Source organism: Aquamicrobium sp. NLF2-7 (assembly GCF_022359935.1).
GTDB classification, from domain to species: Bacteria; Pseudomonadota; Alphaproteobacteria; order Rhizobiales; family Rhizobiaceae; genus Mesorhizobium; species Mesorhizobium lusatiense.
Window position 1 is genome coordinate 2214195 of the sequence record NZ_JAKSED010000001.1, and the last position, 26383, is coordinate 2240577.

28 protein-coding genes are annotated in these 26383 nt (G+C 63.5%); 16 read left to right on the forward strand and 12 right to left on the reverse strand.

Annotated features, from left to right (window positions below):
• Positions 1-129: 129 nt before the first annotated feature.
• The 5 genes from MIC97_RS10985 to dnaQ are packed head-to-tail and all read left to right on the forward strand — an operon-like array spanning position 130 to position 3802.
• Positions 130-951 carry a pyruvate, water dikinase regulatory protein gene (locus tag MIC97_RS10985; RefSeq protein WP_239800039.1) on the forward strand — a complete coding sequence of 274 codons (822 nt, stop codon included), beginning with the start codon at positions 130-132 and terminating at the stop codon, positions 949-951.
• 49 nt (positions 952-1000) lie between these two features.
• A complete protein-coding gene (locus MIC97_RS10990; RefSeq protein WP_239800040.1) occupies positions 1001-1600 on the forward strand; it encodes a Maf-like protein in 600 nt (199 codons plus the stop codon).
• The gene (locus MIC97_RS10995; protein ID WP_239800041.1) at positions 1593-2435 is read left to right on the forward strand and encodes a shikimate dehydrogenase; all 843 of its coding nucleotides are present in this window, start codon (positions 1593-1595) and stop codon (positions 2433-2435) included. The genes MIC97_RS10990 and MIC97_RS10995 overlap by 8 nt, the downstream gene beginning before the upstream one ends.
• Positions 2432-3037, forward strand: a complete 606-nt coding sequence (gene coaE / locus MIC97_RS11000; RefSeq protein ID WP_239800042.1) for a dephospho-CoA kinase — start codon at positions 2432-2434, stop codon at positions 3035-3037. Before MIC97_RS10995 ends, coaE begins: the two co-directional genes overlap by 4 nt.
• Before the next feature lie 51 nt (positions 3038-3088).
• A complete protein-coding gene (gene dnaQ, locus MIC97_RS11005; RefSeq protein WP_239800043.1) occupies positions 3089-3802 on the forward strand; it encodes a DNA polymerase III subunit epsilon in 714 nt (237 codons plus the stop codon).
• A 120-nt stretch (positions 3803-3922) separates the two neighbouring features.
• Here dnaQ and secB read toward each other — a convergent pair whose 3' ends face one another.
• The gene (gene secB, locus MIC97_RS11010) at positions 3923-4423 is read right to left on the reverse strand and encodes a protein-export chaperone SecB (RefSeq protein ID WP_183825748.1); all 501 of its coding nucleotides are present in this window, start codon (positions 4421-4423) and stop codon (positions 3923-3925) included.
• 111 nt (positions 4424-4534) lie between these two features.
• Positions 4535-5038, reverse strand: coding sequence for an FxsA family protein (locus MIC97_RS11015; protein ID WP_239800044.1), 504 nt, complete (start codon positions 5036-5038; stop codon positions 4535-4537).
• A gap of 187 nt (positions 5039-5225) precedes the next feature.
• Here MIC97_RS11015 and MIC97_RS11020 point away from each other — a divergent pair, with 187 nt between their 5' ends.
• Genes MIC97_RS11020 through MIC97_RS11035 form a run of 4 tightly spaced genes read left to right on the forward strand, consistent with a single transcriptional unit; the run spans position 5226 to position 7987 of the window.
• On the forward strand, positions 5226-5924 hold the full coding sequence (locus tag MIC97_RS11020) for a Tim44/TimA family putative adaptor protein (protein WP_239801105.1): 699 nt from the start codon (positions 5226-5228) through the stop codon (positions 5922-5924).
• A gap of 21 nt (positions 5925-5945) precedes the next feature.
• A complete protein-coding gene (locus MIC97_RS11025) occupies positions 5946-7088 on the forward strand; it encodes a murein transglycosylase A (protein WP_239800045.1) in 1143 nt (380 codons plus the stop codon).
• Entirely contained in the window at positions 7085-7612 is a 528-nt protein-coding gene (locus MIC97_RS11030) for a Smr/MutS family protein (protein WP_239800046.1), read from the forward strand. The genes MIC97_RS11025 and MIC97_RS11030 overlap by 4 nt, the downstream gene beginning before the upstream one ends.
• A 6-nt stretch (positions 7613-7618) precedes the next feature.
• Positions 7619-7987, forward strand: a complete 369-nt coding sequence (locus MIC97_RS11035) for a helix-turn-helix transcriptional regulator (protein ID WP_239800047.1) — start codon at positions 7619-7621, stop codon at positions 7985-7987.
• A gap of 27 nt (positions 7988-8014) precedes the next feature.
• Here the strand turns inward: MIC97_RS11035 and MIC97_RS11040 are convergent, their stop codons facing one another.
• Positions 8015-9601: a peptide chain release factor 3 gene (locus MIC97_RS11040; protein WP_239800048.1), complete on the reverse strand. Its 1587-nt coding sequence runs from the start codon at positions 9599-9601 to the stop codon at positions 8015-8017.
• Between the two features lie 190 nt (positions 9602-9791).
• Between MIC97_RS11040 and dut the strand changes: the two genes are divergently transcribed.
• On the forward strand, positions 9792-10274 hold the full coding sequence (dut, locus tag MIC97_RS11045) for a dUTP diphosphatase (protein WP_239800049.1): 483 nt from the start codon (positions 9792-9794) through the stop codon (positions 10272-10274).
• 44 nt (positions 10275-10318) lie between these two features.
• Here the strand turns inward: dut and MIC97_RS11050 are convergent, their stop codons facing one another.
• Positions 10319-10813: a universal stress protein gene (locus MIC97_RS11050; RefSeq protein WP_239800050.1), complete on the reverse strand. Its 495-nt coding sequence runs from the start codon at positions 10811-10813 to the stop codon at positions 10319-10321.
• A gap of 12 nt (positions 10814-10825) precedes the next feature.
• Positions 10826-12337 (reverse strand): APC family permease, encoded by a 1512-nt coding sequence (locus tag MIC97_RS11055; protein ID WP_239800051.1) that lies wholly within the window; start codon positions 12335-12337, stop codon positions 10826-10828.
• Positions 12338-13349: 1012 nt separating this feature from the next.
• On the opposite strand from MIC97_RS11055, the gene MIC97_RS11060 reads away from it, so the two are divergent.
• Together MIC97_RS11060 and MIC97_RS11065 are read left to right on the forward strand one after the other, a co-directional pair.
• Positions 13350-14162, forward strand: a complete 813-nt coding sequence (locus MIC97_RS11060) for an isocitrate lyase/phosphoenolpyruvate mutase family protein (RefSeq protein WP_239800052.1) — start codon at positions 13350-13352, stop codon at positions 14160-14162.
• Between the two features lie 96 nt (positions 14163-14258).
• The gene (locus tag MIC97_RS11065) at positions 14259-15251 is read left to right on the forward strand and encodes an adenosine kinase (protein ID WP_239800053.1); all 993 of its coding nucleotides are present in this window, start codon (positions 14259-14261) and stop codon (positions 15249-15251) included.
• A gap of 102 nt (positions 15252-15353) precedes the next feature.
• Here MIC97_RS11065 and proC read toward each other — a convergent pair whose 3' ends face one another.
• Together proC and hemA are read right to left on the reverse strand one after the other, a co-directional pair.
• Positions 15354-16169 carry a pyrroline-5-carboxylate reductase gene (gene proC, locus MIC97_RS11070; RefSeq protein ID WP_239800054.1) on the reverse strand — a complete coding sequence of 272 codons (816 nt, stop codon included), beginning with the start codon at positions 16167-16169 and terminating at the stop codon, positions 15354-15356.
• 110 nt (positions 16170-16279) lie between these two features.
• The gene (gene hemA, locus MIC97_RS11075) at positions 16280-17557 is read right to left on the reverse strand and encodes a 5-aminolevulinate synthase (RefSeq protein ID WP_239800055.1); all 1278 of its coding nucleotides are present in this window, start codon (positions 17555-17557) and stop codon (positions 16280-16282) included.
• Between the two features lie 214 nt (positions 17558-17771).
• Between hemA and MIC97_RS11080 the strand changes: the two genes are divergently transcribed.
• The 4 genes from MIC97_RS11080 to MIC97_RS11095 all read left to right on the forward strand — a co-directional run bounded on the left by MIC97_RS11080 (position 17772) and on the right by MIC97_RS11095 (position 21614).
• Positions 17772-19022, forward strand: coding sequence for a D-amino acid dehydrogenase (locus MIC97_RS11080; protein WP_239800056.1), 1251 nt, complete (start codon positions 17772-17774; stop codon positions 19020-19022).
• An 85-nt stretch (positions 19023-19107) separates the two neighbouring features.
• Positions 19108-19707, forward strand: coding sequence for a bifunctional nicotinamidase/pyrazinamidase (pncA, locus tag MIC97_RS11085; protein ID WP_239800057.1), 600 nt, complete (start codon positions 19108-19110; stop codon positions 19705-19707).
• 64 nt (positions 19708-19771) lie between these two features.
• On the forward strand, positions 19772-21169 hold the full coding sequence (locus MIC97_RS11090) for a sodium:proton antiporter (protein ID WP_239801106.1): 1398 nt from the start codon (positions 19772-19774) through the stop codon (positions 21167-21169).
• Between the two features lie 19 nt (positions 21170-21188).
• Complete coding sequence (locus MIC97_RS11095) at positions 21189-21614, forward strand: hypothetical protein (protein WP_239800058.1); 426 nt, start codon at positions 21189-21191, stop codon at positions 21612-21614.
• A 17-nt stretch (positions 21615-21631) separates the two neighbouring features.
• On the opposite strand, the gene MIC97_RS11100 is transcribed toward MIC97_RS11095, so the two are convergent.
• From MIC97_RS11100 to MIC97_RS11120, 5 genes are read right to left on the reverse strand one after another with little or no spacing between them, the layout of a single operon-like run.
• The gene (locus MIC97_RS11100; protein ID WP_239800059.1) at positions 21632-22363 is read right to left on the reverse strand and encodes an ABC transporter ATP-binding protein; all 732 of its coding nucleotides are present in this window, start codon (positions 22361-22363) and stop codon (positions 21632-21634) included.
• The gene (locus MIC97_RS11105) at positions 22360-23097 is read right to left on the reverse strand and encodes an ABC transporter ATP-binding protein (RefSeq protein ID WP_239801107.1); all 738 of its coding nucleotides are present in this window, start codon (positions 23095-23097) and stop codon (positions 22360-22362) included. The genes MIC97_RS11100 and MIC97_RS11105 overlap by 4 nt, the downstream gene beginning before the upstream one ends.
• 14 nt (positions 23098-23111) lie before the next feature.
• Positions 23112-24068, reverse strand: coding sequence for a branched-chain amino acid ABC transporter permease (locus tag MIC97_RS11110; protein ID WP_239800060.1), 957 nt, complete (start codon positions 24066-24068; stop codon positions 23112-23114).
• Positions 24065-24946 (reverse strand): branched-chain amino acid ABC transporter permease, encoded by an 882-nt coding sequence (locus MIC97_RS11115; RefSeq protein WP_239800061.1) that lies wholly within the window; start codon positions 24944-24946, stop codon positions 24065-24067. The genes MIC97_RS11110 and MIC97_RS11115 overlap by 4 nt, the downstream gene beginning before the upstream one ends.
• 32 nt (positions 24947-24978) lie before the next feature.
• Positions 24979-26283 (reverse strand): ABC transporter substrate-binding protein, encoded by a 1305-nt coding sequence (locus MIC97_RS11120; RefSeq protein WP_239800062.1) that lies wholly within the window; start codon positions 26281-26283, stop codon positions 24979-24981.
• Positions 26284-26383: the final 100 nt, after the last annotated feature.

Below are 26383 nucleotides of genomic sequence, written 5' to 3' on the forward strand. Positions count from 1 at the left end.
CCCAGCGCTAAAACGAAATGCACGCAGGCATGAATTGTGGACAAACAGGCATCTGATACAGTCGCCCGGCCTGAGAGGCGGAATTCATCCCCTCTTGTCCACAGTCGCCCACAGAGCCGGATGTATGGTGTGAACAAGCCACAAAGTTTCTTTCATCTGCACATGATTTCTGACGCGACGGGCGAGACTCTTCTGGCTGCGGGCCGCGCTGCATCCGCGCAATACAAGGATGCACGGGCGATCGAGCACATCTATCCGCTGATCCGCAACGAAAAGCAGCTGATGAAGGTGTTCGAGGAGATCGAGGAGGAGCCGGGCATCATCCTCTATACGGTCGTGGACCAGAAGCTCGCACGCATCATAGATGATCGTTGCGCCTCGATGGGGTTGCCCTGCGTTTCGGTACTCGAACCGGTGCTGACCGTGTTCCAGTCCTATCTCGGCACGCCGGCCGGACGAAGGGTGGGCGCTCAGCATGTTCTGGATGCCGATTATTTCCGCCGCATCGACGCGCTCAATTTCACCATGGAGCATGATGACGGCCAGTTGCCGGTCGATATGGATGATGCGGATGTGGTGCTGATCGGCATCTCGCGCACGTCAAAGACCCCGACCAGCATCTATCTGGCCAATCGCGGCATCAAGACCGCCAATATCCCCGTTGTTCTGGATGTTCCCGTGCCTGACAGTCTGATCAAGGCCAGAAAGCCGCTGATCGTGGGCCTGATCGCCACCGCCGAGCGCATATCCCATATCCGCCAGAACCGGACGCTCGGCAACACGACCGGTTTCGAGGGCGGCACCTATGTCGACAGGGCGTCAATCACCGAGGAACTGGCCTATGCGCGCAAGATCTGCACCCGCTACAACTGGCCGATGATCGACGTCAGCCGCCGTTCGATCGAGGAGACGGCGGCCGCCATTCTTGCCCTGCGCAACAAGAGCCGGTAATCGCTGGCATAGTGAACCGAAGCGTCAAAACCGAAGCCGGACTATCCAGATGACGGAAAAACTCGTTCTTGCCTCAGGCAGCCCTTTCCGCAAGGCCATGCTGGTCAGTGCCGGAGTGGATGTGGAAGCGGTTCCGGCCGAGATCGATGAGCGCGCCGTGGAAGCCCCTTTGCAGGACAGCGGTGTTTCTCCGGAAGACGTCGCCGTCATCCTTGCCGAAGCCAAGGCACTGGAAGTGAGCGAGCGTCGGCCCGGTGCGCTGGTTCTGGGTTGCGACCAGACGCTTTCGCTGGGCGATGAGGTGTTTCACAAACCGGCGGACATGGAAGGCGCGCGCCGTCATCTTCTGGCGCTGTCTGGAAAAATCCATCAGCTGAACAGCGCGGCGGTTCTGGTCCGCAACGGCGAGGTTCTGTGGCGCCATGTCGGCATTGCCAATCTCACCATGCGCAAGCTGGAGCCTGCCTTTATCGGAAGGCATCTGGCGCGTGTCGGCGACAAGGCCCTGTCCAGTGTTGGGGCCTATCAGATCGAGGGCGAGGGTATTCAGCTTTTCGAGAAGGTCGAGGGCGATCACTTCACCATTGTCGGCTTGCCGCTGCTGCCGCTGCTGAGCGAACTGCGCCGGCAGGGAGCGATCGATGGCTGAAGCAATGAACAAGGCCTTTGTCATCGGCCATCCCATCGCGCATTCGCGGTCGCCTAAAATTCACGGCCACTGGCTGAAGGCTCATGATCTTGCCGGCAGCTATGAGGCGATAGATGTCGCCCCGGCCGATCTGCCGGAATTTGTTGCCGGCCTGCGCAAGAACGGGTTTCGCGGAGGCAATGTCACCATTCCGCACAAGGAGGCCGTGTTTGCGCTGGTCGACCGGATCGATCCTGCCGCGGAACAGATCGGCGCGGTCAACACGCTGTGGTTCGAAGGTGAGACCCTTGTCGGCGGCAACACCGATGCGCATGGCTTTGCGGCGAATCTCGATGAATTTGCACCGGGCTGGGCCGAAAACGGTCCTGCGGTCGTCCTCGGAGCCGGCGGCGCGGCGCGTGCCATCATTCATGCTCTGAAGGAACGGGGCGTGCGCGATATCCGCATCGTCAACCGTACCCTGTCGCGTGGGCAGGAGCTGCGGGATCGTTTTGGAGCCGGCATCACCGCCCATGAAATGGCAGCGGAGAGCGAATTGCTGGATGATGCCGGCCTGCTGGTGAACACCACGGCGCTTGGCATGCATGGCAATGAAGGACTGCCCGCCGATCCCGCCGGTCTGCCTGAAAAGGCCATCGTTACCGATATCGTCTATGTTCCGCTGGAAACGCCACTGTTGGCCACCGCGCGGGCACAAGGCCTGAAATGCGTGGACGGGCTCGGCATGCTGCTGCATCAGGCGGTGCCGGGCTTCGAGCACTGGTTCGGCCGTCGCCCCGAGGTCACGGCCGAATTGCGCAACCTCATCCTTGCCGATCTGGCGGGCCACCGATGATCGTGCTCGGCCTGACCGGATCGATCGGCATGGGAAAATCCGCGACGGCGCGGATTTTTCAGGAGGAAGGCGTTCCGGTCCACGATTCCGATGAGGCCGTTCATCGTCTCTATGCCGGGGCTGCTGCTCCTCTGGTGGAGGCTGCCTTTTCGGGCACCACGGTGAAGGGTGTCGTCGACCGCGCCGAACTCGGCAAGCGGGTTCTGGGCAACCCCGCGGCCCTGAAGCGGTTGGAAGAAATCGTCCATCCGCTGGTGCGCGCCGATGCCGACCGGTTTCTGGCCGAACAGCGTGCTGCCGGAGCGCAGCTTGCGGTGCTCGACATACCGCTTCTGTTCGAAACCGGCGGCAGGGAGCGGGTCGATAAAGTTGTCGTCGTTTCCGCACCCGCCGAAGCCCAGCGCGAACGGGTGCTGGCGCGGCCCGGCATGCGCCCGGAAAAATTCGAGTCCATTCTGGCAAAGCAGATGCCGGATGCTGAAAAACGCCGTCTTGCGGATTATGTTGTCGATACCGGCAGCGGTTTCGATGTCACCCGCGCCCATATCCGCCGCATCATTGACGAACTGGCGGGAGACAGGGCCGGGCAGGCTGATCGCTGAACAGGTCGGCGAACCGGCTATTTTGATGGATTGGCTCAGGAGAGCAAAACAGTGCGTGAAATCATATTCGATACGGAAACCACGGGGCTCGATTCACGCGAGGATCGCATCATCGAGATCGGTGGTATCGAGCTGCTGAACCGGTTTCCGACCGGGCGCACCTTTCACCACTACATCAATCCGCAGGGCCGTCAGATTCACCCTGATGCGCAGGCCGTGCATGGCATCAGTGCCGAGGATCTGGTGGGCAAGCCCGGCTTTGCCGACATTGCGGACGAATTCATAGGTTTTTTCGAAGGCGCGCGGCTGGTGGCCCACAACGCCAGTTTCGATATCAATTTCATCAACGCCGAACTGGCCCGCATCGGTCAGCCGCCGGTAGCGCCCGATCTGGTTGTCGACACGCTGGCGCTTGCCAAGCGCAAGCATCCGATGGGCCCGAATTCTCTGGATGCGCTGTGCCGCCGCTACGGCATCGACAACAGCCACCGCACCAAGCACGGCGCGCTGCTCGACTCCGAGCTGCTGGCGGAAGTCTATATCGAACTGATCGGCGGCAAGCAGGCAGCACTCGTGCTGGATACGGCCGTCAAGACGGGTGTCGAGCAGGTCCGCGCTGAAACCACCGAAGTGAAGATAAGCGCCCGCCCCTCGCCCCTGCCGCCGCGGCTGAGCGAGGCCGAACGTGCCGCCCATGCCGCGCTGGTTGAATCGATGGGTGAAAAGGCTCTCTGGCTTCAGGCCGCGGATCGAAGCGCATCATGATCGGCATGCACTGATAAAACATATATCTTATTGATTTTATTTAATTAATTAAAAAGTGAAGCAAACAAAAAAAAACCCGGCGCGAGGCCGGGTTTTTGATAGTTCCGTTCTGGCAGTGGCTTAGCTCACCTGAACCTTGGAAGCAGCCTGGTCCTCGGCGATCTTCTGCTGGAACATCTGCGCGAAATCGATCGGGTCGAGCATCAGCGGCGGGAAGCCGCCATTGCGGGTTGCGTCGGCAATGATCTGGCGCGCGAAGGGGAACAGCAGGCGCGGGCATTCGATGAACAGCAGCGGCAGCATGTGCTCCTGCGGGAAGCCGTCGATGTTGAAGACGCCGCCGTAGAGAAGCTCGACATTGAACAGCACGTCCTTGTCGACGGTAGCCTTCGCGGTCAGCGACAGGTGCACGTCGAACTGCTTCTCCGAAAGCGGATTGGCGTTGACGTTGACGTTGATGGCAATGCCCGGAGCCTTGTCGCGGCCGCGCAGCGAATTCGGCGCACCGGGGCTCTCGAAGGACAGATCCTTCACATACTGAGCCAGCACATTGAGCGTCGGCTGCTGCTGGGTTGCGGTGCCATTGCCGTTGCCGGCTTTCTTTTCATTCTCGTCGGCCATGAGCCCTGTTCCTGTTTTCGGACCGTGTGGCCCCGAGGTGGATTCGCGGGGTTGGCTATCACGGCAGGGCAGCCAAGACAAGGTTTTGGCTTTTTAACGGGAACGAAGCGGTTATTCGTCAGGAAGTCGCCGCCATGGCGAATTCTCATCCGGCTTGCCGTTTCTTCTGAAGTCTTCGCTGTCGAGATCGATCGTATGATCGTCCTGTTCGCGCCGGAAACCGCCCCCGCTGAACTGGCCCCCGCCGAACTGGCCGGCAACAACGACGCGGCGCCCCAGAAGGCGCCAGAAAAGCGCGCGTACCGGCGGCAGAAGCACCAGAAGACCGATGATCGAGGTGATGAAGCCCGGGATGATGAGCAGGATGGCGGCGAGCACGCCCATGGCGCTGTTTGCCAGCTGCAGGCCGGGATCCTTGCCTGCTTCCACTGCCGAGCGCACCTTGTTCATGGCGCCGAGGCCCTGATAGCGAAGCAATATGCTGCCGGCGAGTGTGGACGCGATGACAAGGCCGACGGTAGCCAGCGCTCCGACCTGCTTGCCGACAACGACAAAGCCTGCGATCTCCGCCAGCGGCAGCAACAGAAAGAGCAGAGGAAAGAGAGAAACACGCAAATTTGTAACCGTTTGCTGGTCGTTTACGCTGGCGGCATCATTTGCCGCTGGCACTGGACCCTACACATAGGTATGCGTGCCTTTGATTTGAATGATTGTGTCTCGCGTTCTATATGTTTTGATAGAATGACGCCAGACGGGTGCTGTGCGTTGGTTACAGCCGAAAATGGGATTGATTGGCGCGCGCATGGAATTCTTCGACTTCGGCACGATTTTCTTCATGATCGCGGCAGTGGTGATCTTCTTCCAGCTGCGCAATGTGCTCGGTCGCCGTACCGGCAGTGAACGTCCCCCCTTCGATCCCTATTCCTCCCGCAAGGCAGAAAAGCCTGCTGCCGCCGATGGGGACAATGTGGTGGCGCTGCCGCGCAAGCGCGGCGAAGCAGCTCCCGAAGCCTATGCCTCCATCGACGCGGTCGCCGCTCCCGGCAGCGAGCTGAACCGTGGCATGAGGGCAATTCGCGACAACGATGCCGGTTTCGATCCGAAGGGCTTCGTCGACGGCGCCAGGATGGCCTACGAGATGATCGTGATGGCCTATGCCGACGGCGACCGCAAGGCGCTGAAGAACCTTCTGTCGCGCGAGGTCTATGATGGTTTCGTTGCCGCCATTTCCGATCGCGAGGCACGGGGCGAGAAGATTCAGTCTTCCTTCGTTGGCATCGACAAGGCCGAGATCGTTTCCGCCGAGATGAAGGGCAGCGAAGCCCACGTTACGCTGCGCATCGTCAGCGAGCTGATTTCAGCCACGCGCGACAAGGCCGGCGAAATCATCGATGGCGATCCGGAAACGGTTGCCGAAGTCAAGGATGTGTGGACCTTCGCCCGCGACACCCGCTCGCGCGATCCGAACTGGAAGCTGGTCGCCACCGAAGCCGAAGACTGACCGGCTGGACGATTTCGTCCGGTGGCCGACAGGAAAGCCTCTTCGTTCTGCCCCGCCGGTTTCGGGACAATCCCCGGCTGGCAAACCGACGATCATCTGGCCGCTTTCGACGCTTTCCGCCGTTCAGCCCACCATGTTCTGACACGGCCCTACCGCAACGGATCGCTCGGCATCCGCTTCGAGGCTTTCGCCGACGCCTACGGGGAAGCGCGCACGTTTTCACCGGAAGGCCCCAGCGCGGCGCGCGCCTTTTTCGAGCGCCATTTCGTGCCCTTTCATGTGCAGCCTGACCCCGGTGGGCATGGGGGCGATCGCGGATTCGTCACCGGCTTCTATGAGCCGCAGGTCGAAGCATCGCCGATCAGGACCGGACGCTTCACCGTGCCGCTGCTGTCGCGTCCGCCCGACCTGATCGACATCGATGACGCCAATCGCCCGCCCGGCATGGACACCTATCTGGCCTTTGCGCGCGACACCGGGGCCGGGCCGGTCGAATATCATGACCGTGCGGCAATCGAGCAGGGCGCGCTGGCGGGGCGCGGGCTCGAGATCGCCTGGCTGGAGGACAAGGTCGATGCCTTCTTCATCCATGTGCAGGGCGCGGCGCGGCTTGCCATGACGGATGGGCGCACTGTCCGCGTCACCTATGCGGCCAAATCCGGCCAGCGCTTCACCGGTGCGGGCCGTGTGCTGGCCGATCTCGGCGAAATTCCGCTTTCCGAAGTCACCATGCAGTCGATCCGTGGGTGGTTCCGCCGCAATCCCGGCCGGGTGGACGAGATATTGTGGCAAAACCGCTCCTATATCTTCTTCCGTGAGGCTTCGGTGGACGACCCGGAGCTCGGCCCCGTCGCTGCGGCCAAGGTGCCGCTGACGCCCGGCCGTTCTGTCGCGGTGGACCGCCTGCTGCATACGTTCGGGACCCCATTCTTCATCGATGCACCGAAACTGACCGTTTTCGACGGAAAGCCGTTCCGGCGGCTGATGATCGCGCAGGATACCGGATCGGCCATCGTCGGACCGGCGCGAGGCGATCTTTTCACAGGTTCCGGACATGCGGCGGGCGAGATAGCCGGGGTCGTGCGCCATCAGGCCGATTTTTATGCTCTTGTGCCGCGGCCGCTTGCAGATCATTTCTCATCCATTACGGATGCGAATCGATGACGCGACGGCCGCAAAAGACATTGAGCGACGAGGACCGGGTTCTGTGGAGCCTGGTGGCGCGCTCGGCCGTGCCGCTGAAAGGCCGGGCGCCGCCGCCCATGGATGTGGCGGAACCGGCGGCGATTGCACCTCCCGTGCCCTCACCTTCCGGTCCCATTTCTCAGCCGCAGGCCAAGGCCAGCCTCCCTGCGGCACCGCGCAGCCTCGACCGTCCCACCCTCGACAAGCTCGCCAGGGGGCGTCTGCCGATCGAGGCGCGCGTCGATCTTCATGGCATGACGCAGGACGAGGCCTACTCGCTGCTGTTCTCCTTCCTCCACCGCGCCCATGCGGGAGGGCTGCGCTATGTTCTGGTCATCACCGGCAAGGGGTCATCGTCCGGCGGCGACGGCGTGCTGCGCCGTTCTGTTCCGGCATGGCTGGCAACGCCGGCCTTTCGCATGTTCGTGTCGAGCCATGAGCATGCGGCGCGTCATCATGGTGGCTCGGGTGCGATCTATGTGCGCCTGCGCAGGACAAGGTAAGGGCAGATGACGCCGCTGGGCGAAAAAATCCGCGAGCTGCGGCAGGAGCGCGGCGCCAGCCAGAAGGAGATGGCGGCGGCCATCGGGGTCAGCCCCGCCTATCTGTCGGCGCTGGAGCATGGGCGGCGCGGCGCGGCGAGCTGGACCCTGATCCAGAAGATCATCGGCTATTTCAACATCATCTGGGATGAAGCGGAGGAGTTCCAGCGCATCGCGCAGGCTTCGCATCCGCGTGTGAAGGTCGACACCTCCGGCCTGTCACCGGCCGCCACCGAGCTCGCCAACCTGCTGGCGGAAAACATTGCCCGCATGGACGAGGCGGAACTGCGCGCCATCACCGCCCGCATCCGCGAGGTTCTGGCGCGCCGCCGGTAAACAGCCGCCCGGCTGGCGGTCGGGAAATCAGGCGTCGCGGATCTGATAGTCCTTCACCACCGTGAAGCGGATCGCCTTCCAGCGTTCGGCCTCATAATTGAGCGAAAACTCGTGCTGGGCGAGGAACACCGGATCGTCATCTAGGTCGCGGGCGATGTCGCCGCGATGCGCCTCGACGAAGCGGTTCAGCTCTGCCTTTTCATCGGCGTCGATCCAGCGGCAGACCGAAAAGCGCGAAATCTCGAAATCGACCGGCAGGCCGTATTCGATGTTGAGCCGCTCCTTCAGCACGTCGAGCTGCAGTGCGCCGACCACGCCGACGATTGCCGGCGAGCCGTCTTCCGGCGAAAAAAGCTGCACGACGCCCTCTTCCGCCATCTGGTGAAGCGCATCTTTCAGCTTCTTCGCCTTCATGGCGTCGCCAAGGCGCACGCGGCGCAGGATTTCCGGCGCGAAGTTCGGCACGCCGCGGAACAATATGTCCTCGCCCTCGGTCAGCGTGTCGCCGATGCGCAGCGTGCCGTGGTTGGGAATGCCCACCACGTCGCCGGCATAGGCCTCGTCGGCGGTGATGCGCGATCGCGCGAAGAAGAACTGCGGCGCCGACAGCGACATCGGCTTGCCGGTGCGCACCAGCTTGGCCTTCATGCCGCGCTGAAGCACGCCCGAGCACACGCGCACGAAAGCGATGCGGTCGCGGTGGTTCGGGTCCATATTGGCCTGAATCTTGAAGACGAATGAGGTCATCTTGTCTTCGGTGGCCTCAACCGTGCGGGTGTCGGCTTCCTGTGCGCGCGGCGGAGGGCCGAAGGCGCCGAGCGCCTCGATCAGGTCGCGCACGCCGAAATTGCGCAGCGCCGAGCCGAAATAGACGGGCGTGAGGTGGCCTTCAAGGAAAGCGTCGCGATCGAAGGGACGGCAGGCTTCGCGCGCGAGTTCCGTTTCCTCGATGAAGGTGGCGCGGTCGTTCTCCGGCAACAGGCCGGCGGCGCGGTTGGAATCCGGGCCATGCACGGCCGTGCGCTCGGTTTCCGCATCGCCGCGGCGCACCGCGTTTTCCGCCAGATGATAAGTGCCCGCAAAAGTCTTGCCCTGCCCGATCGGCCAGGTCACGGGTGCTGTGTCGAGGGCCAGCTTCTCCTCGATCTCGTCGAGAATCTCGAACGTGTCGCGGGCCTCGCGGTCCATCTTGTTGACGAAGGTGATGATGGGAATGTCGCGCAGGCGGCAGACCTCGAACAGTTTTAGCGTCCGTGGCTCGATACCGCGCGCCGCGTCGATGACCATCACCGCCGCATCGACGGCCGACAGGGTTCTGTAAGTATCGTCGGCGAAGTCCTCGTGGCCCGGCGTGTCGAGCAGGTTGAAGACGTTGTCGCCATATTCGAAGGTCATCACCGAGGTGACGACCGAAATGCCGCGCTCGCGTTCGATCTTCATCCAGTCGGAGCGGGTCTGGATCTTGTCCTTCTTGGCCTTGACTTCGCCGGCAAGCTGGATGGCGCCGCCGAAGAGCAGCAGCTTTTCCGTCAGCGTCGTCTTGCCCGCGTCCGGGTGCGCGATGATCGCGAAGGTCCGACGGCGCTTCACCGCCTCTTGAATTGTCTCTGCCATGTCAGGAATCCCGTCTGGTGGCGGGCTTCTAGCAATAACGGAGAAGGCTGTCGAACATAAATGGTTCGGGTAGACTGCATATGCGGCACTGGTCTATTCGCAAGGCCTGCTGTAAGCGGAACCGCCGGGGCGTATCGCCGTTGAGGCGGCACCCCTGCCCTGCCCGATCAGTCTCGATAGGATTTGCGCCATGTCCTCCTCCCAGCCCGCTTCCGTGATTGGCCCCACCGTTGGCTTCGTGCGCCTGCCGCATGCCGCCGATCTGCCGTTGCCCGCCTATGAAAGCAGGGGCGCGGCCGGCATGGATCTGCGCGCGGCGATCCCCGAGGATCGGTCCATCCTTATCCTGCCCGGCAAGCGGGCGCTGGTGCCGACCGGCCTGATCATGGAAATCCCCGAGGGCATGGAAGGTCAGGTCCGCCCGCGCTCTGGCCTGGCGCTGAAGCACGGCATCACCTGCCTGAACACGCCCGGCACCATCGACAGCGACTATCGCGGCGAGGTGCAGGTGCTGCTGGTCAATCTCGGCGATGAGGATTTCTCCGTCAGCCGCGGCATGCGCATCGCCCAGATCATCTTCGCACCCGTCACGCAGGTGCGCACCGAGGAGCGCACGCTGGCCAGCTATACATCGCGCGGCTCCGGCGGGTTTGGCTCCACCGGAACAGCCTGAGCCATCCGGGTTCGATTGCCGGAGCGAGCTTTGTAGAAAAAGCCTCAGATCGGCCCTGACGGGCCGATCAGATGCACGGGGATATGCGCCCGCGCCAAAACGCGATACGGTTCCTGGCTCCACATCATGCTGCGGATGAGCCAAGGCCTTTTCGGGTCCGTGCCCATGATGATGGCCCGGCAGTTCTGTCGCCTTGCCTCGTTCAGGATGCTCTTGCCGGGATTGCGGGTGGTGACGATGTGGCCATCGGCATCCACACCCGCTTTCTCGAGCTCGCCGATGGCCCAGTGGACATTGTCCTGCTGCTCGGCCATCTCGCTTTTGCTGGGGCGCAGGCCCGGATTGGGCAGGCCGAAGCTGGTGCCCCACAGGCGCGCAATGGTCAGAACCCGCGCCTGGCCGCCCCCATCCCGAAGCATGCGGACGGCCGTTTCGATGACATCCGCGCTGAACCGCCGCCCTTCCGAGGCAATCAGCACCCGCTGTGCGACCTGCGGATCGCACGCCTGTGGCGAGCGCCTGAAAAGGGTGCGGATCATGCGCTGCGCTCCTCAGCTTCCCGAGGTGGCCATTTCTGCGGCTGAGTAGCCGTTTCGGGCGTCTTCCCATTTCCGGTACCAGTAGAGCGGCAGGTACATGAACGTCGCCGCTATGCCGAGGAAGTAGTAGATCGCCTGCCCGCCGATGTAGGAGTAGATGACACCTCCACACAGCCACACGAAGAAATACAGCGCTGCCAGCGCCAGAGCGATGTATTTGAAATACTCCGGAAGCCGGAACGGACGATGCACGTTGGGACGGTCCTTGCGCAGCAGATAATAGGCGATCAGGACCGGCACGAACGAACCGAGATATCCGACGTTGGAGAAGGAATAGATCTCGATCGCCCCGCCCATGAAGGCGATAAGCAGGCTGGCGCCGACATTGGTCATCATGGCGCGGTCCGGCACGTGGTACCTGTTCAGATGCTGGTAGAAGCGCGGAAACTGCCCGTCCAGCGACATCTGATAGAGCGAGCGTGAACAGCCCATCAGCGAGTTCAGGGCCGACAGCACCAGAGCGATGATCAGCATGATCGCCATCAGCCATTCCATCACCGCTCCGGCCACGCCGGGGAAGATGTTGCTGGCGAAGGTGACGAACATCGTCTTCGGATCGACAAGGGCAGGGTCCGAGATGGCCTGTGCGCCCAGCACGACGACGAACGAAACCGGCAGCATCGTGTAGACGAACACGCCGTATCCGCCCTCGAGCGTCATGGCGATGCGGGCATCGCGGCCGGGGTTCCTGCACTCGCCGATGTAGCAGGCTGCCGCCTCATAGGCGATCACGGTCCACAACAGAGGGAAGGCATAGGCGATGTACATGATCCATGCCGGATACCCGCCGACGGGATCGAAGAAGCTCGATCCGTCGAGATGCGGGAAACCGGCAAGCTCGCTCCAGTTGGCGGCATCAAGGTTGAAGATGAAGCCGATCGACAGGAAGGTGAGCGGGATCATCGACAGAACCGCCAGTATAGTTGCCATCGAAGTGCCGAAGCGGATGCCGAGATAGGCGGGAATCGACAGGATGATCAGCCCGACGGCCGTGATGCCCAGCGTCCAGTACGGAATGAAGGTGCTGATCGGCGTGATCCCCTGCGTCGCGTCCAGCCCGAACAGGTGGGTGATGTAGAACGAGGCAAGGATCATGTTGAGCGGTGCTACAGGCATCCATCCCACCCAGTACATCCAGGCAGTGACGCCGTTGACATGTGGCGCCAGCCGCGGCCAGCGGTTCCTGTAGGCCGGATAGGCATAGGATGGAGACCCGCCGGTGCGGCCCGGCATCATCGCCGACAGTTCCGCCAACAGAAGGCACAGCAGAACGCCGGTCAGCGTGAAGAAGGTGATGAAGGGAATGTAGGATGCGCCGAATACGGTCAGGAAGGCCGGCGCAGCACCGGTTACAAGGATGGTTCCGGCAAGACCGATGACAAAGGCACCCCACCAGTTCGTGCCGGTCTGAAGATTGCCCTGCTCGTATTCAAGGACGTCGGTGGCTCCTCCGCTCGGGCTCATCTTGCGTCCTCCCTCACGTCCGGGCGTCGCATCGACGGGCTGGTGTGAGCCGGGTATCCGGCGGTCGCCATGGGTCCGGCCATCGCGATGAAGATGGCATGCTGTGGATCGGTAAAAGTCATCGAGTGTCCTCCTCCTCCTGACTTGTACGTGGTCGTTTTCTTCTGTTCCTACCTGCCTGCTCTGCTGGAGTTCGGCGCTCCCGCGCCTGCGGTCCGGGACTCCAGAAACACGTCTGCCGGGCTGCCGGTCACAGCCCCCGCACCGGTTTTCGAAGCAAAAAAGCCCCCCGCGCTCCAACGTGGTTGCGAGCGCGCCTGGCAGCTGCGAAGTCCGGCATTCCCATGCATCGGCCCGATCGGATTGGTTGTCTGCGTGTTCTGACGCGAACACGACCTTGCCGGTGTCGCAACAATACGATCCCGGCATTGGACAGCCAGGGCAATACGCGCCATGCAGATGTGACCGTGGGCGGATCTCAGACGGAGGTTCCCTTAAGGGAACGCTCCCGTTTCACCTGCTTTCAAAGGGGCTGCGCGCGAAGGTGTGCGACGGCCTTTTCAGGCAGGTTCCGGATGTCCGCTTCCGATCCGTAATTCATTCCTCCCCTTCGACAAACCACGGGTAATGAATCGAAGAACCGCTATGTGTCGGATGAAGTTGTTTTTCCATTCTTGATTCATTTTAAGAAAAAACATTTCATATGATGCAATCAGGTCACAAGGCCACCCCGATGTCAACCGGATATTGCCGTTGCGGAAAATCCGGATTTTCTCGAAATGAAATCAGGATTAAGCATCTGAATATAATATATGTTTTGTCTCGCCATAAAACGGGGGACACGCATCCCGCCTGTTCCGGAGCCTGGGTGAGTTCGGCTAAATGGTGAAGGCCGGTGGCTCGAAATGCCGGCATCAGAACGTTCGTTGCAGGAAGTGCAATTCTGATTTGCAGTGCCGTTTTTCACCCGTTAGGATCGATTTGAACCGATCATGTCCGGGCGAGCGTTGCTATGGAAAATACCTCCGACAAGGGCGCGGTTTTTCGCGAACTGCACGCTTCAACCTTCGTAATCCCCAATCCGTGGGATGTGGGGACGGCAACGCTTCTGCAATCGCTGGGCTTCCGGGCGCTGGCAACGACCAGCGCGGGCTTCGCCTTCTCGCGGGGCCTGCCGGATGGCGGCGTCAGCTTCGAGGCCATGATTGCCCACTGCCGGGAGATTGTCGGGGCGACGGACCTGCCGGTCTCGGCGGATCTGGAGAAGGGCAAGGGCAACAGCCCCGAAAGTGCCGCTGAAACGGTGTTTGCGGCGGCAGCGGCGGGGCTTGCGGGCTGTTCGCTGGAGGACTTTTCCGGCGACGAAGACAGGCCGATCTATGAGTTCTCCCATGCGGTCGAGCGTGTGGCGGCCGCGGTGGAAGCAGCGCGCGCACTCAAAAGCGATTTCGTGTTCACCGCCCGCGCCGAGAATTTCCTGCACGGCGTTCCCGATCTCGACGATACGATCAGGCGCCTTCAGGCTTTCGGGAAGGCGGGAGCCGATGTTCTCTACGCGCCGGGGCTCGCCGACATCGGCCAGGTGCGCACGCTGTGCGCCGCTCTGGAGAAGCCGGTCAACGTGCTGGCAAATCCCGCCTTCACCGTTGCCGCTCTCGCCGATGCCGGCGCAAAACGCATTTCGCTCGGCTCGAAGCTCACCACCTGCGCTTTCGGCGCTGTGGAAAGGGCGGCAAGAGAAATTCTGGAAAGCGGCACCTTCGCCTTCGTCCGCGAGGCCATGGACTTCGACCGTCTGCAGGAAATGTTCCAGCCGCTCGATTGATCGCCCCACCCGCTATGCAAACCCATCCTGATGATCTACCACCGGCCAGCCCTTTGGCTGCCTGAAGACAAATCTGCCCGCATCGGAGAGGACTGCATGCCGGACTATGACGTGTTGTGCATCGGCAATGCCATTGTCGATATCATTGCCCAGAGCGACGAGAACTTCCTCACCGAGAACGGCATCATCAAGGGCGCGATGAACCTCATCGATGCCGAACGCGCCGAACAGCTCTATGCACGCATGGGGCCGGCGGTGGAAGCCTCCGGCGGATCGGCCGGCAACACGGCGGCGGGCATTGCCAGCTTCGGCGGCAGGGCGGCCTTCTCCGGCAAGGTGGCCGACGATCATCTCGGCGGCATCTATGCGCATGACATCCACGCGCTTGGCGTGGCCTTCGACACCGCGCCGCTTGCCGGCACGCCGCCCACGGCGCGCTGCATGATCTTCGTGACGCCCGATGGCGAGCGTTCGATGAACACCTATCTCGGCGCCTGCGTGGAGTTCGGGCCGGAGGATATCGAGCCTGAAAAGCTCTCTGGTTCGAAAGTCGTCTATTTCGAAGGCTATCTGTGGGACCCGCCGCGCGCCAAGGAAGCGATGCGCGAGGCGGCGCGGATTGCCCATGAAGCCGGGCGGGAAGTGGCGATGACGCTCTCCGACAGCTTCTGCGTCGACCGCTACCGCGACGAGTTTCTGGAGCTGATGCGCGGCGGCACGGTCGACATCGTTCTGGCCAACGACCATGAGATCAAGGCGCTTTACCAGACCTCCTCCTTCGACACCGCGCTGGAGGCCCTGCGCAGGGATTGCAGGCTCGCCGCCGTCACCCGTTCCGAACAGGGTTCGGTGATCGTGCGTGGCGACGAAACCGTAAAGATCGATGCCATTGCGATCCGCGAACTGGTGGACACCACCGGCGCCGGTGATCTTTATGCCGCCGGCTTCCTGTTCGGCTACACGCAGGGGCGGTCTCTGGAAGACAGCGGCAGGCTGGGATCGCTCGCCGCCGGGCTCGTCATTCAGCAGGTCGGCCCACGCCCACGCCAGAACCTGCGCGAAGAGGCAGAGCAGGCCGGGCTGCTTTAGATCGCAGTGCGTCCATCCGGATGCGCAAAGGACGATCTGAATTATTGCGAGAGCATCGGAATAAACGAAAACCGGATTCTGGTTTTCGATCCGATGCTCCGATCAGCTTCCAAGCTCGATGGAACGCCTGCGCGCGGCATCGACAGTTTCAGTCATCAGGCGGGTGAGGGCTTCGTCGCCCATCAGCACATCGAGCCCGGCGGCGGTCGTGCCCTTGTGGCTCGTCACCTGCTGGCGAAGCACACCAGGCTCCTCGCTGCTCGTCGCAGCCATGGTCGCCGCGCCATAGACGGTCTGCACAGCAAGCCGTGCCGCCGTTTCCGCCGGCAGGCCGGCGGTTCTGGCCGCGGCGGTCAGCGCTTCGATGAAGTGGAACACATAGCCGGGACCCGAGCCGGAAACGGCTGTCACCGCATCCATCAGCTTCTCGTCGTCGACCGTGGCAACCTCGCCGCTGGCGGCCAGCAGGCCGGCCACGAAATCGCGTGCCTTGTCACTGACAAGGCCGTTGGCGAACACCACCATCATGCCCTTGCCGATGGCGGCCGGCAGGTTGGGCATGCAGCGGATGACGGGGGTCTTTTCGCCGAGGATGCTCTCGAAGGTGGCGACGCTGGTGCCGGCGGCGATGCTGACGAAGGTGGTCGCACCATTGCCGAAGCGCGCATAGCCGGCCAGAACATCGCGGATCGCCTGCGGCTTGACCGCGATTACCACGATCCCGGGGGTGATGTTTGCCGGCAAGGCTTCAGCGCCGGACACGGTGGCGCAGCCCAGTTCCGTGGCCTTGTTGCGCAGCTCTTCGTTCGGCTCGACCACCACGACTTCAGCTGGCGCGATCCGGCCGGAACTGATCCAGCCCGACAACATGGCGCGGCCCATATGGCCGCAGCCGACGAGAACAAGCTTTGCAGTCATCCTGATCCTCCGAACTGACCCGCGTTCTTAACCCGGCCAGCTTCGGCTGGAAAGGCGGTTGACGCCCGACGGCCCGACGTTCAGCCGCCAGACCTTCAACCGCCGGACCTTCAACCGCCGGACTGGGGCACCAGAAGCGGCACGATGCGTTCGCTGGTGCTGACCTGCGGGCTCCGGGCCGTGCCATAGGGAATGCCCAGCGCATTCCAGGTTTCCACCAGCGCGTCGCGCAGCTGAAGGATCAGCTCATCGGAATGGAACGGCGTCGGCGTGATGCGCAGGCGCTCGGTGCCGCGCGGCACGGTCGGGTAGTTGATCGGCTGGATGTAGATGCCGTGGACGCCGAGCAGCCGGTCGCTCGCCATCTTGCACAGCTCCGGGTCGCCCACCAGTACCGGCACGATATGGGTCACGGACGGCATCACCGGCAGGCCGGCATCGCCGAGGATCTGCTTGGCGCGCGCCGCCTGCCGCTGCTGGGCGTCGCGCTCTTCCTGCGAGGATTTGAGATGGCGGATCGAGGCGGTCGCGGCCGCCGCCAGTGCCGGCGGCAGGGCGGTGGTGAAGATGAAGCCCGGCGCATAGGAGCGCACGGCGTCGATCACCGCGCTGGTGCCGGTGATGTAGCCGCCCAGCGTGCCGAACGCCTTGGCGAGCGTGCCCTCGATGATGTCGATGCGGTCGGCCAGTCCCTCGCGCTCTGTGATGCCGCCGCCGCGCGGGCCGTACATGCCCACCGCATGGACCTCGTCGATATAGGTCATGGCGTTGTACTTGTCGGCGAGGTCGGCGATCTCCCGGATCGGCGCGATATCACCGTCCATGGAATAGACGCTTTCGAACACGATCAGCTTGGCGCGCTCGCGCCCGGCCGCCTGAAGCAGGCTTTCCAGATGGCCGACGTCGTTATGGCGGAAGATGCGCTTTTCGGCGCCCGAGCGGCGCACGCCCTCGATCATCGAGGCGTGGTTGAGCTCGTCCGACAGGATCAGGCAGTTGGGCAGAAGCCGCGCGATGGTGGAGATCGCCGCCTCGTTGGAGACGAAACCGGAGGTGAAGACGAGCCCGGCTTCCTTGCCGTGCAGGTCGGCCAGTTCCCGTTCCAGCTCGACCAGCGGATTGCTGGTGCCGGAAATGTTGCGGGTGCCGCCGGCGCCCGAGCCCATGCGGCCGGCAGCGTCCTGGAAGGCGCTGACCACGGCCGGATGCTGGCCCATGCCCAGATAATCGTTCGAGCACCAGACCGTGATCTCGCGCGTGTCGGAGCCGGTGCGCCACAGGGCGCGCGGAAACTTGCCGACCATGCGTTCCAGATCGGCGAACACGCGGTAGCGGCGCTCGGCATGCAACTGGTCGATGGCGTCTTCGAAGAACCTTTGATAGTTCATTTTCGGGTCCCGTTGGAGCAATTCCGGGAAACGAACGAAACGGCTTTCCGTACGGAATTGCGCATGACAATGAGGAAGGCAGTGTCGCAATTTCAAGGAAAGCGGACTGCTCAGGTTGATGCGATCATAATGCCGGCGGCCTTTGGCGTCCACGCAAGCCGTTCGGTCAAAATGCCACGCCTGCGGTGACGGGCGCGGCCAAAGAGGTGCGGGCATGAGGATACTGGTTCTGGGGGCGGGCGCGGTCGGTACGGCGGCGGCATATTATCTCGCCAGAGACGGCCATGAGGTGACGGTGATCGAGCGCCATGCCGGGCCGGCCTCCGGCACCAGCTACGCCAATGGCGGGCTGGTCTCGCCGGGCGACGCCACCGCGTGGGCTTCGCCGGAAGCGCTGAAGACCTTCGTGCGCGGCATATTCAACCACGATCTCGGCATCCGGGTGCGGCTTGGCCGCGATCCTTATCTTTTCGCCTGGGGGCTGCGTTTCCTGCGCCAGTGCACGCAGGCCCGCAAACGCGCCAACACCCTGCCGAAGCTGCGGCTCGCCCTCTACTCGCGCGACAGCATCAATGCCCTCTCGGACGAAACCGGCATCACCTATGACGACCGGCGCAAGGGCATCCTCTATCTGTCGCGCAGCCGCGAAAGCCTCGACGCGGCGGCGCGAAACTATGGGTTCCTCGCCGATCACGGCCTGCCGATCGAGGTCGTCGATCCGGAGCGGATGGCCGGGATCGATCCGGGCCTTGCCGGGGCGCGGCATCATTTTGTCGGCGCCGTCTATTCCCCCACCGACCAGACCGGCGATTCGCGTCTGTTCGCGACGCGGCTGGCAACCTATGCGACTGAGAAACTCGGCGTCGATTTCCGCTTCAACACCACGGTCGAAGGGCTCGATACTGAGGGTGATGCGGTGAGGGCGGTGCGCACCGATGCCGGGCCGTTCACCGCCGACAGCGTGGTTCTTGCCATGGGGCCGGAAAGCGGGTTGCTCGGCCGCCGTCACGGGCTCGACCTGCCGATCTATCCGGTCAAGGGCTATGCGGCGACCATTCCGCTGGAGGACGAGGGCAAGGGCCCGACCATGGGCGGCGCGGACGAGGACCGCTACGTTGCCTATTCGCGCCTCGGCAACCGGCTGCGGCTATCCTGCACGGCCGAATTCACCGGCTTCGACCGGACGTTCCGGAAGCAGGATTTCGCGCCCATGTTCCGCACCGCGCACGAGCTGTTCCCCGGTGCCTTCGATGAAGCGAAAGCCGAACTGTGGGCGGGTCTGCGCCCGATGATGCCGAAATCCGTTCCGGTTTTGGGTCGGGCGCGCTACCGCAACCTCTACCTCGATACTGGACACGGTCATCTCGGCTGGACACTTGCCGCGGGCTCCGGCCGGCTGCTGGCGGATCTGGTTGCCGGGCGTTCGCCTGAGATCGACACCGAGGGTCTGCTCTACCGGAATTGACCGCCGCAGGTCCGATTTCGGTTGACGGGCGTGGCCATGTGGTCATGTTACGGCTCTCGCGAATTCCGTCGTTTCAGGAGGCACCATGGCTGACGAAGCGCTTGTCGTCATCGATCTGCAGAACGATTTCTGCCCGGGTGGAGCGCTGGCGGTTGCCGGCGGGGACGAGATCGTGCCGCTGGTCAACGATCTCATTCGCGGCGCCGATCACGTCATCATGACGCAGGACTGGCACCCGGCCGGGCATTCCAGCTTCGCCTCCAGCCATCCGGGGCATCAGCCCTACCAGAGCGTCACCATGCCGTATGGCGAGCAGACGCTGTGGCCCGATCACTGCATCCAGGGCAGCCGCGGCGCGGAATTCCATACCGGCCTTGCCTGGGCAAAGGCCGAGCTTGTCATCCGCAAGGGTTTCCGCCCGGCCATCGACAGCTATTCGGCCTTCTTCGAGAACGACCACACCACGCCGACCGGCCTTGCCGGCTATCTGCGCGAACGGGGCATCGGCTCGATCACGCTCGCCGGCCTCGCCACGGATTTCTGCGTCGCCTATTCGGCGCTGGATGCGGTCAAGCTCGGCTTTTCCGCCACGGTGCGGCTCGCCGCATGCCGTGGCATCGATCTCAATGGCTCGCTCGACGCCATGACCGGCAGGATGCGCGACGCCGGCGTCACCCTGCTCTGACGCTTGAAATCCGACAGATCCGACACCGAACAAGGAGAACCGGGTGAACGCTGCTGCAGTGCGAATGACCGTCCTCGTGCTGGCGGGACTTTCCGCCACTCCCGCCCTTGCGGCGGAAGCGCTGCCGGGCGCGCAGATGTCGCTGTGGTGGGCGCTGCCCTTCGCCGGCCTGCTCCTGTGCATCGCCACCGGGCCGCTGCTGTTCCACCATTTCTGGGAGCATCACTATGGCAAGATCGCTGCCGTCTGGGCCGCCCTGGTGATCGTACCGCTGGCGGCTTCCTATGGCGTTGCAGCGGCAGGCGAGGCGGTGCTGCATGCCATGCTGCTGGAGTACATGTCGTTCATTATACTCCTGTTTGCGCTGTTCACCATTTCGGGCGGTATCCTGATTTCCGGCAACATCCACGGCACGCCGCTGTTCAACTCCGGCCTGCTTCTGGTCGGCTCCATCCTCGCCTCGGTGATCGGCACCACCGGCGCTTCAATGATCCTGATCCGGCCGATCATCCGTGCGAACGACAACCGGTCCTTCAACGCCCATGTCGTGGTGTTCTTCATCTTTCTCGTTTCCAACATCGGCGGCTCGCTGACGCCGCTGGGCGACCCGCCGCTGTTCGTCGGCTTCCTGCGCGGCGTCGATTTCTTCTGGACGACCGTGCATCTGTTGCCCGACACGCTGTTCGTCGGCGGTCTGGTGCTCGCCATCTTCTTCGTGCTCGACACCATCCTCTACCGGCGCGAGCAGGGTGCGCCGGAGATCAGGGACCCGACGCCGGATTCGAAAGTGCGCATCCTCGGCCTCGTCAATATTCCGCTGCTGGCCGGCGTCATCGGCGCCATCCTCATGTCGGCGGCGTGGAAGCCGGGCGTCGAGTTCACCGTTCAGGGCGTGCATGTCGAGCTGCAGAACCTCGTGCGCGACGCCATCATTGTGGCGCTGGCGTTGATTTCGCTGGTCGTGTCGCCAAAAAAATACCGCTCCGCCAACGGCTTCAACTGGGAGCCGATCCTCGAGGTGGCGAAGCTGTTCGCGGCGATCTTCATCTGCATCGTGCCGGTGGTGGCGATCCTGCGCGCCGGCATGGACGGAGCGCTCGCCCCGCTTGTCGCGCTGGTGACGACGGCTTCGGGCCAGCCCAACGACATGGCCTATTTCTGGATGACCGGCATACTGTCGTCCTTCCTCGACAATGCGCCGACCTATCTGGTGTTCTTCGAGCTGGCCGGCGGCAATCCGCAGGAGCTGATGACCACCTTCGCCACCACGCTGGCGGCGATCTCGGCCGGCGCGGTGTTCATGGGCGCAAACACCTATATCGGCAATGCGCCGAACTTCATGGTCTATGCCATCGCCCGCAACCAGGGTGTCCGCATGCCGGGCTTCTTCGGCTACATGATGTGGTCAGGCGTGGTGCTGCTGCCCATCTTCGTCCTGTCGAGCTTCATCTTCTTTGGGTAGGGGCATTTCCGGAAGAAAGGTGAAACTGCGCCGGTCATCGCCGGTCGCGGCAGTTCTGGCCGGTGTTCTTGCCGTTTCGGCAACGATGTCGTTCGCGCAGGAAAGCCGGACATGGCCGGATACGAGCTCGGGAACGATGGAGTTCGCCCCGGTGGGGGCCATCGACTACAGCATCGGTTACGCCAGTGTCGGCTACGATCATTTCGAGACGGAAATCATGGTCTCATGGCGCGATGACGGGGAGAGGACGCAGCTTCTGTTCAGCGGCATTCAGGACAAACCGCCGGCAAGGATGACGGCCAGAGGCAACCTTCTGTGTGTCGTCGCGCAATATTGCGCGCGCTATCAGGACGTCTGTTCAGCGCTGGCGACCTGCTATGCATATGATGCCGGGCAAAAGCAGTTCGTCGAAGAGGATGCCGAAGGGGAAGCCGTTCCGCGCTGAAGGCGCGACCGGGCACGTCAGCCGATCCCCACATAGCGCCTGAGCGCCGAAGGGTCGGCGTTCAGCTCCGCGATCGCCACCGTCTCGCGGCTGTGACCGTTTTCGACGAAGGTCACGCGGTCGGCCAGTGCAAGCACGGCCTCGGCCCGCTGCTCGACCAGTATGGTCGACACGCCGCGGTGCCGCAGCGCCAGAACCGTCTCGCGGATCTTCTGGATCATCGACGGCATCAGCCCCTCGGTCGGCTCGTCCAGCAACAGGATTTCGGGTTCGAGGCAAAGCGCGCGCGCCATGGCCAGCATCTGCTGCTCGCCGCCGGAAAGCGTGCCGGACTGCTGCTTCAGCCGCTCGCGCAGCAACGGAAAGAGATCGAGCACGCTTTCCAGCGTGTCGGTGCCCTTTCTGCGCGTGTTGAGGCCGATCTCCAGATTTTCCCGCACCGTCATTTCGGCGAACAGCCGCCTTCCCTGCGGCACGTAGCCGATGCCGCGCTTCGGCACCTCATGCGCGGCAAGCTCCGTCAGCTCGATGCTGCCCGTGGGGCCGTTTTCGGGGCCGTTCATGACGATGGAGCCGGAGCGGGGCCGCAACAGTCCCATGATGGCTTTCAGCGTGGTCGTCTTGCCGGCGCCGTTGCGCCCCATCAGGCACAGCACCTCGCCCTTGTGCAGCGCAAGCTCCAGCCCGTGCAGCACCTGCACCTCGCCATAGAAGCAGTCGAGCCCGGAGACGGTCAGAAGCGCGCTCATGCGCCGCCTCCCAGATAGGCGCGCTGCACGGCCTCGTTGGCGCGGATGGCATCGGGCGTGCCTTCGGCCAGCACCCTGCCTGCCTCCAGCACGGTGATGCGATCGGCAAGCTGCATGACGACGTCCATATTGTGCTCGATGAGCAGCACGGTGGCATTCGCGGCGATCTCGCGCGCCAGCGCGACGAAGTTTTCGATCTCGCCGTCGCCGAGCCCCTGCGTCGGCTCATCGAGGATCATCAGGCGGGGTTTGAGCGCCAGCCCCATCGCCACTTCCAGCAGGCGCTGGTGGCCGTAGGCGAGCTGGCCGGCGGGCAGGGACGCGCGGTCCGCCAGCCCGACCCGCTCCAGCGCTTCCGTCACCCCGGTCCGCAGCCGGCCCCGAGAGGGGTCCTGAGAGCGGCCATCCGCCAGCGTGCGCTGTACGGCAAGCGCGACGTTGTCGAAGACGCTGAGCTGGGCATAGACGCTGGTGATCTGGAACGTGTAGGCGATGCCGAGCCGCACGCGCCGGTGCGCGGGCAGGGCGGTTATGTCCGCCCCGTCGAAGATGATGGTGCCGGAGGAGGGCGCGAGACGGCCGCAGACGAGGCTGACGAAGGTTGTCTTGCCCGCGCCATTGGGGCCGATGATGGCGCGGATCTCTCCCGGATCGACGGAGAAATCGACGCGGTCGACAGCGCGTAAGCCGCCGAAATCGCGCGACAGCGCCCGTGTTTCCAGAAGCGGGCTCATTTCCGGAAGGGGGCTCATGGCAACCACCTCAGCCAGCGCTCGCGCACCGTGCCCAAAAGTCCCTTGCGGAAGAACAGCACCAGCAGGATGAGGACGACGCCCACCACCAGCATGTAGGCGGAGGTGTAGCCGCTGGCGATGTCGACCACGTAATACATGAAGACGGTGCCGAACAGCGGTCCGAGCGTCGTTGCGGCCCCACCCAGCAGCACCCACAACAGCGGCAGGATGGAATATTGCACCGAAGCGAAGTTCGCGCCGACATAGCCGAACAGAATGCCGTAGGCGGCCCCGGCCGCGGCGCACACCGTGCCCGAAACCACCAGCGCGGCCAGCCTGCCGGAAAAGGTGTCGTAACCCAGCATGCGCGTGCGCTCCTCGTTTTCACGGATGGCGACGAGGACGCGGCCGAAACCAGAGCGCACGAGGGCGAGCATGAGGAACAGCACGACCGTGAACAAAGCGAGCGCCACAAGGTAGCGGGTGTTCGGATCGGTGAGATTGAGCGTGCCTAGCACCGTTTCCACGCGGCGCTGCTGCGGCCTCAGCATCAAACCCTGATCGCCGCCGGTGAAGGCGGAGAAATAGATGATGGCGAGATGGACGGCCTGCGAGAACATCAGCGTCACGATCATGAAGGCGACACCGGTGGTGCGCAGCGCCAGCACGCCGACAACAAGTGCGAGCAGGGCGCCGCAGGCAAGCGCGGCAAGGAACGCCTCGGGCACGCCGAAGCCCAGATGCTGGATGGAGAGCCCCGCGCCGTACAGGCCGGCGGCGAAGAACATGGCGTGGCCGAGCGAGAGCAGCCCGCCATAGCCGAAGGTGAGGTTGTAGCCCATGGCGAAGGTGGCGAGCACGAGGATGCGCGCCATCAGCCCGTGGTGATAGGCAGGCAGCAGGAAGTTCAGGGCCAGAAGCACCGCGATCACCGCGCCATGCAGGGCGTAGAGTCTTGCGCCCGCCTTCACCGCGCCACCTTGCCGAACAGGCCCTGCGGGCGGAACACGAGCACCATCGCGACCGCCAGCGTGGCGATCAGCTTGGCGAGCGTCGGCGAGAAGAACATGGAGATCACGCCGTCTGAGATGCCGATGAGCAGCGCCGCGACCACGGTGCCGCGGAGCGAACCCAGCCCGCCGATGATGACCACGGCGAAGGACAGAAGCAGCGGGTCCTGCCCCATCAGGTAATGCGCCTGGCTGATCGGAACGATCAGCACGGCGGCAATGGCGGCAAGCATGGCGCCGATGGCGAACACGGCGGCATAGACGCGCCCGACCGGAATGCCGAAGGCCTGCGCCGTCTCGCGGTCGTACTGGGTGGCGCGCATGATCAGGCCGGCGCGCGTGCGCGTCAGCACCAGCCATGACAGCAGGAGCAGGGTGGCCGACGTCGCGATGATCGACAGCTTGTAGGCCGAATAGCCGAACCATGGCAGCGAGATGCGCAGGTTGAACGGCGGCGGCACCGGCCGTGCGTCGGCGCCGTAGAAGGTGAGGGCGAGCTGCTGGAGGATGTAGAGCAGGCCGATGGTGGCGACGATGGTGGCTTCGGGATCGTAGTTCACCCGGCGCAGCACCAGCCGCTCCGCCAGCAGAGCCACCACGCCCACGATCAGCGGCGCGATGACCAGTGCCGCGGCAAAGCCGGATGCGGGGCTTGCGCCGACCGTCGTGGCCACGGCCCATGCCAGCACCGCGCCCAGCATGAAGAACTCGCCATGCGCGACGTTGACGACGCGCATGACACCGAACACCAGCGACAGCCCGAGCGCCGTCAGCGCCAGAACTGCCGAGGTGACCAGCCCTTCAAGAACCGCCAGCAGCAGGTGAGGTCCGAAAGCCATGCTCTGCTACCTGCCCGCACCGCATGTGCGCATCACAGCGGCTGCGTCGTGTAGTCCGCCTCCGGTTCGTAGCGGCTGTCCTCGATGGAGGTCTTGTGAACCACGTTGAGGCGGCCGCCTTCCATCTTCGAGATGTACTGATGGCCGAAGACCTGATGGATCCTGCCGTCGAACACCTTGTCGCCCTGCGGGTGCTCGGGGCCTTCCGGCAGGGTGGTGATCGCCTCGGTCGCCTCGACCAGCTTTGCCCGGTCTTCCGGCCCCTGATAATTGCAGGCTTCCATCGCCTGCTTGATGACGTAGAGCGTCTCCCAGCAACCGAACATGTGGCCGGCGGTCGACACGTCGCGCGGATCGTTGACGGAGGCGCCGTTGTCATCGATGCCGACGGCGGCGCGGTAGGCCTTCTGGGCGTCGGTGTCGGTGGGCTGCGCATAACGCGCGAAGCCTTCCCAGAAATGGCTGCCGTCCAGATAGTCGAGACCGGGGCTGTTGAGGTCGACGGCTTCCAGCGAATCGATGAAGCCGAACAGCTGCGGGCCGTTGGCTCCGTAGAACTCGCCCAGTTCCTTGACGAAGGTGAGCACAGCCGGACCGACCATGACGTGATAGAGCACATCGGTGCTGGACGGGATCTGCGGGAAGTACTTGGTGAAGGAGGTTTCCGTCGGCGGAATGGCGATCTTCGCCACGACTTCGGCTCCGGCCTGTTGCAGGGCCGGCGGCAGGTAGTCGCGGTGATCGTAGCCGAAAGCGTAATCGGGATAGATCATCGTCACTTTCTTGCCGGCGTTCGCCGCGATCCATGGCGCGACGGACGTAACCTGCGCGCGCACGTCGGTGATGCCGGGCTGCAGGCACCAGCGGTTCAGCTGGCCGGATGCCACATGGTAGCCCTCGCTGACCACGTAATAGGGGATCTTCAGCTCCTCGGCGGTGGGTGCCGAGCCGATCACCACATGCGAGAACAGGGTGCCGTAGACGATGTCGACCTTATGCTGGTTGGCGAGCTTGGCCACCACTTCGGCGCCGCGGCCGGCGTCGGTGCCATCATCCTCGATGACGATCTCGACCGGGCGGCCGTTGATGCCGCCGGCCTCGTTGATCAGCTTCACGGCGGCGGCGGTGGTGCGCTCGTACCAGCGGCCATAGGAGGCGCCGATGCCGGTGCGATGGCACTGGAAACCGATGCGGATCGGAGCCGAGCTCTGGGCCTGCGCATAGCGCACGAAACCGGGGGCCGTTATCAGTCCGCCTGCCGCGGCAAGGCCCTTCAGGGCTGTGCGGCGGGTAAGCGGAGCCGTTCCGGTAGCGGAAAAGGTCTTCCGATCGGTCATGGAGAAATTCCTGTTCTTGCGTGGGGCTAAATAGCGAGCCGTGTGGGGGCATGCTCGCTGCTTCGGACGGAATTTTAGGCGCGCAAGCTAAATCATCAAA